Genomic DNA, 14,727 nt, shown 5'->3' with positions numbered 1-14,727 from the left:
GCGCCTCGCAGAGGCGAACCCGCAATCTCGAAATGAGGACTAAGGATTCCGGGTTCGCTCGCTGTCGCGGGCGCCCCGGAATGACACGGAAATCAGACCGCGCGCTTCAGCGGCTCGACCAGATCAGTCTTCTCCCAGGAGAAGCCGCCTTCATTGTCCGGCGTGCGGCCGAAATGGCCGTAGGCCGAGGTCCGCGCGTAGATCGGGCGGTTGAGATCGAGATGGCTGCGGATGCCGCGCGGCGTCAGATCCATCGACTTCGCCGCGGCCTTCTCGAGCTCGTCCTCCGGCACCTTGCCGGTGCCGTGGGTGTCGATGTAGATCGACAGCGGACGCGCCACGCCGATCGCGTAGGCAAGCTGCAGCGTGCAGCGGTCGGCGAGACCGGCCGCGACGATGTTCTTGGCGACATAGCGCGCCGCATAGGCCGCGGAGCGGTCGACCTTGGTCGGATCCTTGCCGGAGAACGCGCCGCCGCCATGCGGGGCCGCGCCACCATAGGTGTCGACGATGATCTTGCGGCCGGTCAGGCCGGAATCGCCGTCGGGACCGCCGATGTAGAACTTGCCGGTCGGGTTGATGTGCCAGATCGTCTTGCCGTTGATCCAGTCCTTCGGCAGCGCCTCGCGCACATAGGGCTCGACGATGTCGCGAATCTGGCTCGACGTCAGATCTTCAACCAGATGCTGGTGCGAAACCACGATCTCGCGCACGCCGACCGGCTTGCCGTTCTCGTACTGCACGGTGACCTGGCTCTTGGAATCCGGGCCGAGCACCTTCTCTTTGCCGGAGTGGCGGGCTTCGGAGATCAGCCGCAAGATCTTGTGGGCGTAGAAGATCGGCGCCGGCATCAGATCCGGCGTCTCGTTGGTGGCGTAGCCGAACATGATGCCCTGGTCGCCGGCACCCTCTTCCTTGACTTCGCCTGGCTGCAGCGCGTCAACGCCCTGCGCGATGTCGGCCGACTGCGGATGCAGCAGGATCTCGATGTCGCAGGTCTTCCAGTGGAAGCCGTCCTGCTCGTAGCCGATGTCCTTGATCGCCTCGCGGACGACGTTCTCTATGTGGTCGTTGGTGACCGAAGCCGGTCCGCGGGTCTCGCCGGCGATCACCACCTTGTTGGTGGTCGCAAGCGTCTCGCAGGCCGCGCGGATCGCCCACGGGTCGATGCCCGCCTTGGGTCCTTCGCGGTAGAACAGGTCGACGATCTCGTCCGAAATGCGGTCGCAGACCTTGTCCGGATGTCCTTCGGAAACCGACTCGCTGGTGAACAGATAAGACGCGCGCATCAAGCAGACCCCTTGTTTCGTCGTACTCTGACGTTCGTTGTTGAATGTGTCCCTGGAATGTCAGTCTCGTCGACGCGAGATGACGTAGGATTCGTCGTAGAACCACAGCCCGTTGTGTTTGCGGAGAACTTCGCGCGTGGCCTCGAGAGCCCGCCCGCCTTCGGTCATATCGGTCAACCGATCATCCTCGATCTGGGCGACATACACTGCCGCGTTCCACGCCGCAAAGGCCGTCGATGTTCCGATCGTGCCGGTCACTTCATTGGGCAGCGCTTCCATATCATAACGGAAGATCGATCGGTTATCGGCGTATGCGTTGAAGTTGAGGTCCCGCCCGGCCGCGCCCAGTTCGTACTTCACGGCGCGCAATATCTCATGACGGCTGACCGCGAAAGGATTTTCTCCAGGCCAAACTGCCTGAATAATTTCCAGTCCCGGATCGTGACCATGGGAGTGGATTCCAATCAGGCGGCCGCCTGCCCGCAATGCGCGCGCCAGTGGCGCAACAATGTGCTTGGCGCGGAAATTCACCGAGGATTTGGCCCGATAGGGCTGGGAAGCGACCACAAGGTCGAAATTGGCCTCGGTCCGGCCCGCCCGCGGGATGATGGAATCAAGCAGGAACCGGTGGTCGTCCCGGTACAGGACGAGCGCCACCGGCCGCTCGTATATGGGCATGGAGGTTCGTGGGCTGACATTCGCCCGCCAGTTTTGCTCAAGAAACGGGCCGAGTTCCACGATCTGGGCCTCGAATTCGCCCGAGGAGGACCCACGCAGCGGCACCTCGTGCCAGATCATGCTGGCCGCAGCCGCGCTCGCCTTGGGCGTCAGCCAGGGCGCCTCCGCGTAATACATGTTGGTGAACACGAAGACGCTCGCCGGATGCTCGAGCAGGCGATCCGGCACCTTGCCCAGCGTCAGCCGGACGTCCTCCAGGCTCAGTTCCTTGCCGGCGACGTAGAACGGCATATGGGGAAAGCGGACATGCATGGCGCGCAACACGCGCGCCAACACCGTGCCGTCGCCCATGCCGGCATCAAACACCCGCAGCGCCGGCGGCCGCGGCTGGATTGCAGACAATTCCAGCGCAACTCGGTCGGCAATCACCCGCTTTTCGCTGCAGGTATGGACGAACAACAAATACCGCTGACGGTTCTCGAAGAAGCGGAAATTTGCCTTGGGATCGCGCTTCTCCGGCGGCACGACGAGGCCGCGGGGCGGCGCCACCCCGCCCGGCGTCGACGCCGCGATGAAGGCGTTGATGCGGTCGAGCGTGTCGATGGTGATGCGTTTGCCCTCGCGCAGCCGGTGCACGAGCTTGCCATCGTTGACGGCCCGGCGGCCGAACGTCGTCTCCGCCATATCGAAACGACGGCTGAAGTCGGAGATCTGGCTCAGGATTTCGTCGTTCTTCATCGGGCCAGGAATCCGCGCCGGTGGTTGGGACAGATGTGGGCAGATACTGATGCTTTTTCTCTCTTATCACCCATTGCCCACAAAGGAAACCCCTGCCGCGCCGCGTCGGCAACTGACATATTCCGACGCTATACGAGCCAAAAAACCAAACCTTGGGGCGAACACGTTTGGGCGATGTTGCGTCGCTACGCTGTTAGCCGGCAACTACCGCCGCGCGCTCGTCGACTACTCCCACACAATCGAGTTGTTCAACGGCGACAAAATGATTTCGAGCAGCCTGTTCGTGCATCTGGCAAGCAGCTATGCGGCACCGAAGCAATTCTGCAAGATCACGCTGATGACCGCCAGCGGGCAAGCCAAGGCGAAGCTCTCCGAGGCCGACAAGGTCGTGCTCGGGAAACTGGCGGCGACGAACGTGCCCGCCGCTATTCGGAACGGCGACGACAAGAGCTACGGCGCGGGCGTCGATGGCCTGCTCGGCATGAGCTTCCTGTCGCGCTTCGAGGTTCAGATGGCCGGTGGCCCCATCGAGGTCCGCACCCGTCAGCCGAAAAAGTAGCGCGGCAGCGCTGCGCGCTACTTGCCCCACACCTCGTTGGCGAGCTCGACGGCGAGCCGGAGCTTCGCCCACTGCTCTTCCTCCGAGAGCACGTTCCCCTCCTCGGTCGAGGCGAAGCCGCACTGCGGCGATACCGCGAGCTGCTCGATCGGGGCGAATTTCGCCGCCTCGTCGAGCCGCCGCTTGATGTCGTCCTTGCTCTCGAGCTCGCCGAACTTGGAGGTGATGACGCCGACCACCACGACCTTGTTGCCCTTGGGCAGGAAGCGCAGCGGCTCGAAACCGCCGGCGCGGTCGGAATCATATTCGAGGAAATAGCCGTCGTAATTGGTGCCGGCGAGCATGGTCTCCGCCACCGGCTCGTAGCCGCCCGACGAAATCCAGGTCGAGCGGAAATTGCCGCGGCAAACATGCGTCGTGATCACCATGTCGGACGGACGATCGGCGATCGCGTAGTTGATGACGCGGGCATAGCGCTCCTGCAGGCCATCGGGATTGTCGCCACGCTCGCGCGCCTTCTGCAGTTCGTCCGGCGAGCAGAGATAGGCCCACACCGTGTCGTCGAACTGCAAATAGCGGCAGCCGGCGTCATAGAACGCCTTCACCGCCTTGCGGTAGGTCTTGCCGAGATCTTCGAAGAACTCCTCGAGATCCGGATAGATCTCGTTCGAGATCAGCTTGCGCCCGCCGCGGAAGTGCAGCACCGCCGGCGAGGGGATCGTCATCTTCGGCGTGACATGCGCCTGTTCGGCGTATTTCTTCAGGAACCTGAAATGGTCGAGCATCGGGTGACTGTCGGAGAAGTCGAGCTTGCCGATCACCCTGATCGCGTCGTGCCGGGTCTGCACGCCGGCGAACTGGATGCCCATGTCGGGGTGGAACAACTCACAGCCCGTCAGGTGGCTGAGGAAATCGAAGTGCCACCACGAGCGGCGGAACTCGCCATCGGTCGCAAGCTTCAGGCCGATCGAGGCCTGCTTATGCACGACCTTCTCGATCTCCATGTCCTCGACCTTGCGCAGCTCGTCGGCCGAGATCTCGCCCTTCTCGAGCCTGGCGCGGGCCCCCTTGATCTTCGGCGGCCGCAACAGGCTGCCGACCTCGTCGGCACGGAACGGAGGCTTGGTTCGCTGCATGGTCTACTCCCGCATCGTCAGTGTGCTTTGGCCCCGGACACGCCGAGATGGCGCTCCAGGACGGACGGATCGGCTTTCAGCGCGTGGCTCGCCGCGTCGTGCACGATCGTGCCGCGCTCCAATATCACAACGCGGTCGGCGAGCCCCAGAATCTTTTGCGCATTCTGCTCGACGATGATCGAACAGATGCCGCTGGCCCGCGTGATGGTTCCGATCGCCTTTAACAATTCCTCAACGATGATCGGCGCGAGCCCTTCGGTCGGCTCGTCGAGCAGCAGCACCTTCGGGTTCAGCGTCAGCGCACGGCCGATCGCCAGCATCTGCTGCTCGCCGCCAGAGAGCTGGTTGCCGAAATTGCTTCGCCGCTCCTTCAGTCGCGGAAACATCTCGTACACCCGCTCGACCGTCCACGGTCCGGGCTGGGCCACCGCGGTCATGTTCTCCTCGACGGTCAGCGAACGGAAGATGTTGCGCTCCTGCGGCACCCAGCCGATCCCGGCACGGGCGCGCTGGTCCGGCCGCATCGCGGTGATGTCGACGCCCGCGAGCGCGACGCTGCCGCCGAAACGTCTGACGATGCCGACGATCGAATTGATCAGTGTGGTCTTGCCGGTGCCGTTGCGGCCGAGCAGCGCCAGCACCTGCCCCTGGGCGAGCGCAAGCGACATGCCAGGCAGCACCACTGCTTCGCCATATCCGGCGCGCAGGTCCTGGATGGACAAGAGATCAGGCATCGGCGGCCTCGCCGAGATAGACCGCCTTGACCTGCGGATCGCGCGCGACCTCGTCGGGTGCGCCTTCCGTCAGCAGGCCGCCATTGACCAGCACCGAGATACGGTCGGCGAACGAGAACACCAAATCCATGTCGTGCTCGATCAGCAGCACGGTGACGTCGCGCGGCAACGCCGCAACCGCCGCCAGAATGTCGTGACGCTCGCTCTCCGGCACGCCGGCGGCGGGCTCGTCGAGCAGCAGGACCCGCGGCTTTGCCGCGATCGCGACCGCGATCTCGAGCAGGCGCTGTTTACCATAGGGCAGCGTCGAGGTGAACTCGGTCATCACGTCAAGCAAATGAAAGCGCGACAGGATCTCGGCGATCTCGGCGTTGACGTCGTCGCGGGTCCCCATCGGCCGCCACCAGTCGCCGCCGCGGCCCATCCGCTCCGAGACGGCGAGCCCGATGGTTTCGAGCGGGGTCAGGTCGGCATAGAGCTGATTGATCTGGAAGGTGCGCGACAGGCCGCGCAGTACCCGCTTGTGCACGGGCAGATCCGTGATGTCATTGCCTTCGAGCAGAATGCGTCCGCCGTTCGGCCTGAGCACGCCGGTCAGTTGATTGATGACGGTGGTCTTGCCGGCGCCGTTCGGCCCGATCAGCGCGTGGCGGGCGCCCTGCGCCACCTTCAGCGAGAGATCGCGGGTGACGCGCAGTCCGCCGAACGACTTTTCCAGCCCGCTTGTTTCGAGCGCGATCGTCATGAGGCGTCACTCTCGGGAACGGCGACGACGGCCTTACGTCCGGCGAACTGGCGGATGATCAAATTCGGCACGAACAGTACCCAGCGGTGCAGGCGCACGCGGCCGACCATCACGATCACGACCAGCACAAGGCCGATCCAGAACAGCCAGTATTGCGGAGTGAGGCTCTGAAACAGCTCCTGCAGCATCTTGAACACGACCGCGCCGATCAGGCCGCCATAGAGATAGCCGGTGCCGCCGATCACAAGCACCAGCATCAGGTCGGCCGAGCGCTCGAAAGCGAAGACATCCAGCGAGGCCAGCGCCGTGGTCTGGGTGAACAGCGCGCCGGCGATGCCGGCATAGAAGGCAGCGAGCGTATAGACCGCGATCAGCCGGCGGTTGACCGGCACGCCGATCGCGGCCGCCCGCAGCGGATTGTTCCTGATCGCGCGCAGCGACAGGCCGAACGGCGAATGCACGATGCGACGCGCGAGCAGGAACAGGACGAACAGCACGATCAGCGAATAGAACAACCCGGTCTTGCCGAACATGTCGAAGGCAAACAGCCCGAGGATCGGTTGCATCTCGATGCCCTGCAGGCCATCGCTACCGCCGGTGATGTCGGAGAAGCGTTCGGCGAGCGCCTCCAGCAGCAGCGCGATGCCGAGCGTCACCATCAACCGCGTCAGGTCGACACCGCGGATGACCAGGAAGCTGGTCAGGAAACCAAGCACGGCCGCGACGAGACCGGCGGCAACCAGCGCGACGACGGGCTCGTTGATGATGCCGTGCAGCGCCAGCAACCCGGCCGAATAGGCCCCGACCCCGAAAAACGCCGCATGGCCGAGCGACACGATACCGGCATAACCGAGGATCAGATCCAGCGACAGCGCGAACAGCGCGAGTCGTACGATGTCGGTCATGATCAGATAGCGCGACGGGAACAGGAAGGCGCAGGCCAGCGCCATCACCCAGAACACGGCTTCGCTGATGCGCCAGCGCGCGCTGGCCATTGCGTGAGAGGAGACGTCGGAGAGCGCGGTCATGGCGGGCTCAACGTGCGGCGGTGCGGCCGAACAGGCCGTTCGGACGCCAAATCAGGATCACGATCATGACGGTGTAGATCACGAAGGGACCAACCTTCGGGAAGTAGTACTTCCCGGCAACATCGGCGATGCCGAGCAGCAGCGACGCCAGGAACGGCCCGGTGATGCTGGAGGAGCCGCCGACCGTCACGACGATCAGGAAGTAGATCATGAACTTCAACGGGAAATACGGATCGAGCCCGAGGATCTCCGCGCTCAACGCGCCGCCGAGACCGGCGAGCCCGCAGCCGAAGGCGAAAGTGAAGGCGAACACCTGCGGCACGTTGATGCCGAGCCCGATCGCGGCGCGCGGGTCGTCCACGGCGGCGCGCAGGCGGCTGCCGAACCGCGTCTTGGCCAGGACGAGTTGCAGCGCCACCGTCAGCAGACCGCAGATCACGACGATCATCAGCCGGTAGCGACCGATGCCGACGCCGAACAGATCGATCTGCCCTTCCAGCGCCGCCGGCAGCTTCATGAAGACCCGCGACGATCCCATGATGAAATCGACCCCCGCCACCGACATGAAGACAAGGCCGATCGAGAATAGCACCTGGTCGAGATGGCTGCGGGTGTAGAGATGGCGGTACAGCAGGCGCTCCAGCAATATGCCGATCGCGGCGCTTGCCACGAAAGCGAGCGGCAGCGCCGCGAAGAACGGCCAGCCGGCATTGTTCACCAGCACCGCACAGACATAGCCGCCGGCCATCGCGAAGGCGCCGTGCGCGAGATTGACGAAGTTCATCAATCCAAGCGTCACCGCAAGCCCGCAGGCAAGCACGAACAGCAGCATGCCGTAGGCGACACCGTCGAACAGGTTGGTAAGGACAGAAGCCATGGAGAGCCGGGGAAACCTGCTAACAACTCGTCATTCCGGGGCAGCGCGCACGCGCTGAACCCGGAATCTTTTCAACAATCTCTAGCTCCCCCGATACGCAATTGCGCATCTGAGGTTCGCGCTCATGCGCGCCCGGGAATAACGCGCTCTCGCACCTCACTTCTTGGTCTTACCGGGGTCCTTGACGGCCTCGAACGTCTCGAACTCGACATTGTAGAGCTCGCCGTCGACCTTCTCGACCTTGCGGATATAGATGTTCTGCACGATGTCGCGGGTTTCCGGATCGATCGAGATCGGGCCGCGCGGGCTTTCCCACTTCATGCCCTTCATCGCTTCGATCAGCTTGTCGCCATCGGTGTTGCCGCCGGTCTTCTTGAGCGCCTCGTAGATCAAATGGATGCCGTCATAGCCGCTCACCGCCATAAAGCCTGGGCGGGTGCCAAACGACTTCTTGTAGGCGGCGACGAAATCCTTGTTCATCTGCGAGGGATGCGCAGCCGAATAGAGATGCGCGGTCACCGCGCCGAGTGCGGCATCGCCCATGCCGTTGAGCAGGTCGTCGTCCATGACGTCGCCCGGCCCGATCACCTTGATGCCGCTCTTGTCGAGGCCGCGCTCGGCATACTGCTTCATGAAATTGCCGCCCTGCCCGGCCGGCACGAACACGAACATCGCGTCGGGCTTGGCATCCTTCATCCGCTGCAGGAAGGGCGCGAAGTCAGGATTGGCCAGCGGCACCTTGATCTCCTCGACGATCTCGCCGCCGCCGGCCGTGAAATGCTGCTTGAAGAAATTCAGCGCGTCGTTGCCCGGCGCGTAGTCGGAGGTCAGTGTCGCCACCTTCTTGATGCCGTTCTTGACCGCCCAGTCGCCGATGATGGTGGAGGACTGCGCGAGCGTGAAACTGGTGCGCACGATATAGGGCGAACGCTCGGTGATGATGGAGGTGCCGGCCGCCATCACGATCTCCGGGATCTTTGCCTGCGTCGCCAGCGGCGCCGCGGCAAGTGCCGCCGGCGTCACGCCGAAACCGGCGATGAAATTGACATTGTCGTTGACGATCAATTCCTGCGCGAGACGCTTGGTGTTGTCGGGCATCGCAGCGTCATCCTTCAGGATGATCTCGATCTTCTTGCCGGCGACGCTGTCGCCGTTCTGCTGCATGTAGAGCTTGATGGCGTTGTCGATCTGCTTGCCGGTCGATGCCTGGCCGCCGGTCATCGGCAGGATCAGGCCGATCTTCACAGAATCTTCCGCGTGCGCGGGCGCAGCGATGCACAGCGCCGACATGGCGGCCGTCGTGGCCGCCCACAGCAACATCTTGCGACGATTGAACATGGACGTCCTTTCCCCCTTGTGGTCTTCTCGAACCGAGTCCCCGGCTCTGCTTCACGTTAACCCACATGCTTTGCGGCCAAGCCGCCACGCGACAAGGCGTCTTCCGCCGCCTCATTGTCAATCGGACGATGGGCGAGCGTCGCATCCCGACTCCGACAATGCGCCAGGACGTTCAATGGTAATTAAATACCACGAGCATTGTTTGAAATTCAACACCCACGGCGCACCACGCCACCACGCGTCGCCTGCCAAAATCGACCATCCCTGTTTGTACGATCGTACAAACTGAACGACGCTGTCAACAAAGCAGCACAATTGCGGACAAGCGTCGCGCCTCAAATCCATCATCCTTAAAGACAAGGGTTGTATCGTCGCCACATGCCGAACCGCCTCTGCCAGATTCTTGTCATGACCGCCCTCGTGCTCGCCGCCTCCGCGCTCAGCGGATGCGGCACGATCAATGAGAAGTTGGCGGCCGGCACCGGCGATTACCTGCCCGCCTGGGCCGGTGGGCTGCCCCGGGACGCCCCGCCGCGTGAGGGAACACCTCAATACGACGCGTACATGAAAGAGCGCGAGCGCAAACGCCTGCTGCCCGCGACCGAACGCGGCGACGATCCCAAGGACGCGGCCAAGCCGGCGCCGACGTCGACTTCGCAGGACGCGGTTCACTAATCGACGAACACCACGGTCTTGCGGCCGTTGAGAATGACGCGGTCGGCGAGATGGTAACGGAGCGCGCGCGCCAGCACCCGGCGCTCGATATCGCGGCCCTTGCGGACCAGATCGTCGGGCATATCGCGGTGGCTGATGCGCTCGACGTCCTGGTCGATGATCGGCCCCTCGTCGAGATCGCTGGTGACGTAGTGGGCGGTGGCGCCGATCAGCTTGACGCCGCGCTCATGGGCCTGGTGGTAGGGCTTGGCGCCCTTGAAGCCCGGCAGGAACGAGTGATGAATGTTGATGCAACGGCCGGACAACCGTGCCGACATCTCGTCCGACAGGATCTGCATGTAGCGCGCCAGCACCACCAGATCGGTCTGGGTGTCCCGCACCAATTGCCACACCGCATCTTCCTGCGCGCGCTTGGTCTCCTTGGTCACCGGCAGATGGTGGAACGGGATATCGCCGAAATCCAGCGATCCATAGCTCTCGCGCGGATGGTTGGAGACAACAGCGGTGGGGATCATCTCGAGTTCGCCGGTACGCCAGCGATAGAGGATGTCGACCAGGCAATGGTCGGACCTGGACACCAGCAGCATCACCCGGCGACGGCTGGCGCGGTCGCGCATCTGCCATGCCATGCCGAAGCGCTCGGCGATCGCGGCAAAGCCGGTCTGCAGCGCCGCGAGTTCGACCGCGAGATCGGCGGCGGTGAACACCACGCGCATGAAGAATTTCTGAGTCTCGATGTCGTTGAACTGCTGGGCGTCGAGGATGTTCTGCCCATTATGGGCCAGGAAGGTCGACACCGCCGAGACGATGCCCGGGCGATCCGGGCAGGACAGGGTCAGGACGAATTGATGGTCGGGCATGGCAATTGACCAGGACTTGAGCAGAGACGCAACGAGGGGCGAATTTTTCGGCCTCCGTCTATCACCGCTCGCGCCCTTGCGCCAATCCCGCCACGGGGTTCAAATCGAACAAATCACCGCAACATCAGTTAGAGCTTGACCATGGCTGACCGGCTGAACGGCTACCGCATCCTGATCCTGGAGACGCGCGAGGAGGCGCAATTCTCCCGCCTGCTGTCCGAACAGGGCGCGGACGTGCTGCAATGCCCGATGTTCACTATTCACGACGCGCCGGATTCGGCGCCGATCGAGGCCTGGATCTGGCGCGTGATCGAACAGCCGCTCGACGATCTCGTGCTGATGACCGGCGAAGGCCTGCGCCGCCTGATGACCGTCGTGCGCCGGATCGGGGTCGAGACGGAGTTTGTCGGCAGCCTCGCCAAAGCGCGCAAGTTCGCCCGCGGCCCCAAACCCGGCCGGGCGCTGCGCGAGATCGGGCTGGAGCCGCAGATGACGACCGAGAAACCGACCTCGGAAGGCGTCGCCGAGATGCTGTCGAAGCTCGACCTGAAAGGCCGTCGCCTCGGCCTGCAGCTCTATCCGGACAAGGACCACGGCCGGCTGACCGGCGCCATCGAGGCGCAGGGCGCCGAGGTCGATCCCGTACTGCCCTACGTCTACGACGCCCGGGCCGCCGACGCCAACATCGTCACCGCGATCGAGGAGATGGCGCAGGGCCGCATCGATGCGATCGCGCTGACCAGTTCCGGCCAGGTTCGCCGCCTGATGGACGTGGCCAAGGCGCATCATTGCGAAGCGCAGTTGCGCGATGGATTGAACAACACGCCGATCGCCTCCGTCGGACCCGTGGTGTCGGACGAGTTGAAGGCCTATGGCCTGCGCACGGACATCTATCCGGCGAACGATGCGTTCTTCATGAAGCCGCTGATCTCGGCGATGGCGACGGCACTGGCGAAGAACTCGCCGCGGATGGCGGCCAAGTAATTTGCACAGCCGTCATTGCGAGGAGCGCAAGCGACGAAGCAATCCATCTGACCGCGTACGCCGAAGCATGGATTGCTTCGCTTCGCTCGCAATGACGGTAGAGAGGATTCGGCGCCCTACTCCGCCGCCTGCTTCGTCTCGCTCAGATAGGCCCGATAGGCGAGCTTTATGCCGTCCTCGAGCGACGTCGTCGCGCGCCAGCCGAGCTTGGCCAAACGGCTGACGTCGAGCAGCTTGCGGGGCGTGCCGTCCGGCCGCGAGGCATCAAAGCTGATCTCGCCGCGATAGCCGACCGTGGCAGCGACCACACGGGCGAATTCAGCGATGGTGATGTCTTCGCCGGTGCCGATATTGATCAGTTCAGGCGAGGAATAGGTCTTCATCAAATGGATGCAGGCGTCGGCGAGATCGTCGACATACAGGAATTCGCGGCGCGGCGTGCCTGTGCCCCACACCACGACATTGGTCGCGCCCGACACCTTGGCCTCTTGGAAACGGCGGATCAGCGCGGCGACGACGTGGCTGTATTCGGGATGATAATTGTCCCCGGGGCCATAGAGATTGGTCGGCATCACGCTGATGAAGTCGGAGCCGTACTGGCTGCGATAGGCTTCCGCCATCTTGATGCCGGCGATCTTGGCGATCGCATAAGGCTCGTTGGTCGGCTCCAGCGGGCCGGTCAACATCGAATCCTCGCGCAGGGGCTGCGGCGCCAGGCGCGGATAGATACAGGACGAGCCAAAGAACATCAACTTCTCGCACCCATTGGCGTGGGCGGCCTGGATCACGTTGGTTGATATCGCCAGATTGTCGTAGAGGAACTCGGCGCGCAGCGTATTGTTGGCGACGATGCCGCCGACCTTGGCCGCGGCGAGGAACACGGCCTGCGGCCGTTTCGCGGCGAACCACGCATTCACGGCGGCCTGATTGCACAGATCGACCTCGCTGCGCGACACCGTCAGGAGTTCGGCCCCCTCCCGTGCCAGACGGCGCATCAGCGCCGAGCCGACCATGCCGCGATGGCCGGCGACGAAGGCGGTCTTGCCGTTCAGCTCAAACGGAGTGCTTGTCATTGCCGGCGTCCTGTCTGGCCTCGGCGAGATCGCCGGCGACCATTTCCTTCACCAGTTGCGCGAAAGGCGTCTTGGGCGCCCAGCCGAGCTTGGCGCGCGCCTTGCTGGCGTCGCCGATCAGGAGGTCGACCTCGGTCGGGCGGAAATAGGTCGGGTCGATGCGCACCACGGTCTTACCGGACGCCTTATCGACGCCGGTTTCATCGACGCCCTTGCCGTGCCATTCGATGCTGCGGCCAACCTCGGCAAACGCAAACTCGACGAACTCGCGCACCGAGCGCGTCTCGCCGGTCGCCAGCACGAAATCGTCGGGCGCGTCCACCTGCAGGATCTTGTGCATGCCCTCGACATAGTCGCGCGCATGGCCCCAGTCGCGCTTGGCCTCGAGATTGCCGAGATAGACCGTCTCTTCCAGGCCGACCTCGATCCGCGCGACACTACGCGTGATCTTGCGCGTCACGAAGGTTTCGCCACGGATCGGACTCTCGTGGTTGAACAGGATGCCGTTGGAGGCGAACATGCCGTAGGCCTCGCGGTAGTTCACCGTGATCCAGTAGCCGTAGAGCTTGGCCACGCCGTAGGGTGAGCGCGGATAGAACGGCGTCGTCTCCTTTTGCGGCACTTCCTGCACCAGACCGTACAGTTCCGAGGTCGAAGCCTGGTAGAACCGCGTCTCCTTCTCCATGCCGAGGATCCGGATCGCTTCCAAGAGCCGCAGCACGCCGATCGCGTCGGCGTTGGCGGTGTATTCCGGGCTCTCGAAGCTGACCGCGACATGGCTCTGCGCGGCCAGATTGTAGACCTCGGTCGGCCGGATCTGCTGCATCAGCCGGATCAGATTGGTGGAATCGGTCATATCGCCGTAGTGCATCAGGAACGGCACGTAGCCGGCGTGTGGGTCCTGGTAGAGATGATCGACACGCGCGGTGTTGAACGAGGATGATCGGCGCTTGACCCCGTGCACGGTATAGCCGAGGCCGAGCAGATATTCGGCGAGATACGCGCCGTCCTGCCCGGTGACACCGGTGATCAATGCAACGCGCCGTTTCGAATCCTGAGCTGTCATGTCTTCTCCAGAGGGCGCGAACCCCGCGGCCCCAATCGGGCCGGTCTGTAGCATCCGACCCGGCCCAAGTCTAATGGCTCGGCCGCCCGGAATCGAGGTCCCGAAGCCCGCAAAACGGTCCTCACCGGCCGGCCTCGATCACTCGCCGTAGCGACGCAGCCGGTCGAGGTCGATAATCGTCACCCCGCCATATTCGAGCCGGAGCAGCCCCTCCCGCTCCAGCCGTTTCAGGCACTGGTTGGCGTTCTGCCGCGAGATCCCCGACAGCGCGCCGATCTCCTCCTGGGTGATCTCCAGGTGCAGGGTGAGGTCCGGATAGAGAATCGGATTGAACAACGAGGCGATCGAACGCGCCAGCCGCGCAGTCGCGTCCAGCGTGCGGCCATATTCGAGCAGTGCGATGAACTGGCCGAGCCGCTCGTTGAGCTGTCCGACCAGGAAACGGTTGAAACCTACGCTGTTCTCGAACAGCCAGACGAAGGTCCGGCGGTCCATCATCGCCAATCGCGTATCCCGGAGCGCGACCACGTCGTACCGCCGCAGCTCGTTCTTGAGCACGGTCCCCTCGCCGAACCACGCGCCGGCGGTGAGGCCGGCGAAACTCGCGGCCTTGCCGCCGCGCGACACGATACCCATGCGTGCCAGCCCAGTGACGATGCCGGTCCAGTACTGAAAATTGTCACCGCGCATGAAGATGAATTCGTTGGCACGGTACGATTTCTCCGAGACCCCGGCGCGCGCGATCTCGATCTCCTGCTCCGTCAGTTCGCGCGACCAGGCCGCGATGCGCTTCAGGTAATCAGCGGCAATCATGCGAGCGACGACATCCCCAGATATATTGCACCGCAACAACACCGCTTGGTCAGAAACCCGCAGCGTGGAATGCCAGCGAAATTTCCTGACCAATTGTCGGGCACATGACAATTCAACCTAACGCTTTCCCGTAT

Annotated in this window: 15 protein-coding genes; 3 read left to right on the top strand and 12 right to left on the bottom strand. The window is 63.6% G+C overall.

Features of this window, described 5'->3' with window-relative positions; translation table 11 throughout:
* Window positions 1-92: 92 nt before the first annotated feature.
* Together metK and ACP2YO_RS16375 are read right to left on the bottom strand one after the other, a co-directional pair.
* Window positions 93-1,289: a methionine adenosyltransferase gene (gene metK / locus ACP2YO_RS16380; protein ID WP_426441743.1), complete on the bottom strand. Its 1,197-nt coding sequence runs from the start codon at window positions 1,287-1,289 to the stop codon at window positions 93-95.
* A gap of 60 nt (window positions 1,290-1,349) precedes the next feature.
* Window positions 1,350-2,705: a hypothetical protein gene (locus tag ACP2YO_RS16375; RefSeq protein WP_426441742.1), complete on the bottom strand. Its 1,356-nt coding sequence runs from the start codon at window positions 2,703-2,705 to the stop codon at window positions 1,350-1,352.
* Window positions 2,706-2,967: 262 nt separating this feature from the next.
* Here ACP2YO_RS16375 and ACP2YO_RS16370 point away from each other — a divergent pair, with 262 nt between their 5' ends.
* Window positions 2,968-3,264, top strand: coding sequence for a retropepsin-like aspartic protease family protein (locus ACP2YO_RS16370; RefSeq protein ID WP_426441741.1), 297 nt, complete (start codon window positions 2,968-2,970; stop codon window positions 3,262-3,264).
* A gap of 17 nt (window positions 3,265-3,281) precedes the next feature.
* On the opposite strand, the gene ACP2YO_RS16365 is transcribed toward ACP2YO_RS16370, so the two are convergent.
* From ACP2YO_RS16365 to ACP2YO_RS16340, 6 genes are all read right to left on the bottom strand, one after another.
* The gene (locus ACP2YO_RS16365; protein WP_426441740.1) at window positions 3,282-4,400 is read right to left on the bottom strand and encodes a cobalamin-independent methionine synthase II family protein; all 1,119 of its coding nucleotides are present in this window, start codon (window positions 4,398-4,400) and stop codon (window positions 3,282-3,284) included.
* 17 nt (window positions 4,401-4,417) lie between these two features.
* Complete coding sequence (locus ACP2YO_RS16360; RefSeq protein WP_426441739.1) at window positions 4,418-5,134, bottom strand: ABC transporter ATP-binding protein; 717 nt, start codon at window positions 5,132-5,134, stop codon at window positions 4,418-4,420.
* Complete coding sequence (locus tag ACP2YO_RS16355) at window positions 5,127-5,879, bottom strand: ABC transporter ATP-binding protein (protein ID WP_426441738.1); 753 nt, start codon at window positions 5,877-5,879, stop codon at window positions 5,127-5,129. Before ACP2YO_RS16355 ends, ACP2YO_RS16360 begins: the two co-directional genes overlap by 8 nt.
* Window positions 5,876-6,907, bottom strand: coding sequence for a branched-chain amino acid ABC transporter permease (locus tag ACP2YO_RS16350; protein ID WP_426441737.1), 1,032 nt, complete (start codon window positions 6,905-6,907; stop codon window positions 5,876-5,878). Before ACP2YO_RS16350 ends, ACP2YO_RS16355 begins: the two co-directional genes overlap by 4 nt.
* A 7-nt stretch (window positions 6,908-6,914) precedes the next feature.
* Window positions 6,915-7,784 (bottom strand): branched-chain amino acid ABC transporter permease, encoded by an 870-nt coding sequence (locus ACP2YO_RS16345; RefSeq protein ID WP_426441736.1) that lies wholly within the window; start codon window positions 7,782-7,784, stop codon window positions 6,915-6,917.
* A gap of 156 nt (window positions 7,785-7,940) precedes the next feature.
* Window positions 7,941-9,122, bottom strand: a complete 1,182-nt coding sequence (locus ACP2YO_RS16340; protein WP_426441735.1) for an ABC transporter substrate-binding protein — start codon at window positions 9,120-9,122, stop codon at window positions 7,941-7,943.
* Window positions 9,123-9,500: 378 nt separating this feature from the next.
* Between ACP2YO_RS16340 and ACP2YO_RS16335 the strand changes: the two genes are divergently transcribed.
* Complete coding sequence (locus tag ACP2YO_RS16335) at window positions 9,501-9,797, top strand: hypothetical protein (RefSeq protein WP_426441734.1); 297 nt, start codon at window positions 9,501-9,503, stop codon at window positions 9,795-9,797.
* Here ACP2YO_RS16335 and purU read toward each other — a convergent pair.
* Complete coding sequence (purU, locus tag ACP2YO_RS16330; protein ID WP_426441733.1) at window positions 9,794-10,657, bottom strand: formyltetrahydrofolate deformylase; 864 nt, start codon at window positions 10,655-10,657, stop codon at window positions 9,794-9,796. The genes ACP2YO_RS16335 and purU overlap by 4 nt on opposite strands.
* 141 nt (window positions 10,658-10,798) lie before the next feature.
* On the opposite strand from purU, the gene ACP2YO_RS16325 reads away from it, so the two are divergent.
* Window positions 10,799-11,641: a uroporphyrinogen-III synthase gene (locus ACP2YO_RS16325; RefSeq protein WP_426441732.1), complete on the top strand. Its 843-nt coding sequence runs from the start codon at window positions 10,799-10,801 to the stop codon at window positions 11,639-11,641.
* 116 nt (window positions 11,642-11,757) lie between these two features.
* Here the strand turns inward: ACP2YO_RS16325 and fcl are convergent, their stop codons facing one another.
* From fcl to ACP2YO_RS16310, 3 genes are all read right to left on the bottom strand, one after another.
* The gene (gene fcl, locus ACP2YO_RS16320; protein WP_426441731.1) at window positions 11,758-12,714 is read right to left on the bottom strand and encodes a GDP-L-fucose synthase; all 957 of its coding nucleotides are present in this window, start codon (window positions 12,712-12,714) and stop codon (window positions 11,758-11,760) included.
* Window positions 12,695-13,780 (bottom strand): GDP-mannose 4,6-dehydratase, encoded by a 1,086-nt coding sequence (gene gmd, locus ACP2YO_RS16315; protein WP_426441730.1) that lies wholly within the window; start codon window positions 13,778-13,780, stop codon window positions 12,695-12,697. The genes fcl and gmd overlap by 20 nt, the downstream gene beginning before the upstream one ends.
* Before the next feature lie 138 nt (window positions 13,781-13,918).
* On the bottom strand, window positions 13,919-14,593 hold the full coding sequence (locus ACP2YO_RS16310; RefSeq protein WP_426441729.1) for a Crp/Fnr family transcriptional regulator: 675 nt from the start codon (window positions 14,591-14,593) through the stop codon (window positions 13,919-13,921).
* Window positions 14,594-14,727: the final 134 nt, after the last annotated feature.

It is taken from the genome of Bradyrhizobium genosp. P, from assembly GCF_049949265.1.
Taxonomy (GTDB): Bacteria; Pseudomonadota; Alphaproteobacteria; order Rhizobiales; family Xanthobacteraceae; genus Bradyrhizobium.
Note: the sequence above shows the minus strand (reverse complement) of the source record. Positions and strands in the feature narration are given on the sequence as shown.

Excerpts from the sequence above, each read along its gene's own strand:
- ACP2YO_RS16340 (WP_426441735.1), bottom strand. The coding sequence starts at position 9,122 with ATGTTCAATCGTCGCAAGATGTTGCTGTGGGCGGCCACGACGGCCGCC.
- metK (WP_426441743.1), bottom strand. The coding sequence starts at position 1,289 with ATGCGCGCGTCTTATCTGTTCACCAGCGAGTCGGTTTCCGAAGGACAT.
- gmd (WP_426441730.1), bottom strand. The coding sequence starts at position 13,780 with ATGACAGCTCAGGATTCGAAACGGCGCGTTGCATTGATCACCGGTGTC.
- ACP2YO_RS16335 (WP_426441734.1), top strand. The coding sequence starts at position 9,501 with ATGCCGAACCGCCTCTGCCAGATTCTTGTCATGACCGCCCTCGTGCTC.
- ACP2YO_RS16365 (WP_426441740.1), bottom strand. The coding sequence starts at position 4,400 with ATGCAGCGAACCAAGCCTCCGTTCCGTGCCGACGAGGTCGGCAGCCTG.
- ACP2YO_RS16345 (WP_426441736.1), bottom strand. The coding sequence starts at position 7,784 with ATGGCTTCTGTCCTTACCAACCTGTTCGACGGTGTCGCCTACGGCATG.
- ACP2YO_RS16355 (WP_426441738.1), bottom strand. The coding sequence starts at position 5,879 with ATGACGATCGCGCTCGAAACAAGCGGGCTGGAAAAGTCGTTCGGCGGA.
- fcl (WP_426441731.1), bottom strand. The coding sequence starts at position 12,714 with ATGACAAGCACTCCGTTTGAGCTGAACGGCAAGACCGCCTTCGTCGCC.
- ACP2YO_RS16375 (WP_426441742.1), bottom strand. The coding sequence starts at position 2,705 with ATGAAGAACGACGAAATCCTGAGCCAGATCTCCGACTTCAGCCGTCGT.
- ACP2YO_RS16370 (WP_426441741.1), top strand. The coding sequence starts at position 2,968 with ATGATTTCGAGCAGCCTGTTCGTGCATCTGGCAAGCAGCTATGCGGCA.
- purU (WP_426441733.1), bottom strand. The coding sequence starts at position 10,657 with ATGCCCGACCATCAATTCGTCCTGACCCTGTCCTGCCCGGATCGCCCG.
- ACP2YO_RS16350 (WP_426441737.1), bottom strand. The coding sequence starts at position 6,907 with ATGACCGCGCTCTCCGACGTCTCCTCTCACGCAATGGCCAGCGCGCGC.
- ACP2YO_RS16325 (WP_426441732.1), top strand. The coding sequence starts at position 10,799 with ATGGCTGACCGGCTGAACGGCTACCGCATCCTGATCCTGGAGACGCGC.
- ACP2YO_RS16360 (WP_426441739.1), bottom strand. The coding sequence starts at position 5,134 with ATGCCTGATCTCTTGTCCATCCAGGACCTGCGCGCCGGATATGGCGAA.
- ACP2YO_RS16310 (WP_426441729.1), bottom strand. The coding sequence starts at position 14,593 with ATGATTGCCGCTGATTACCTGAAGCGCATCGCGGCCTGGTCGCGCGAA.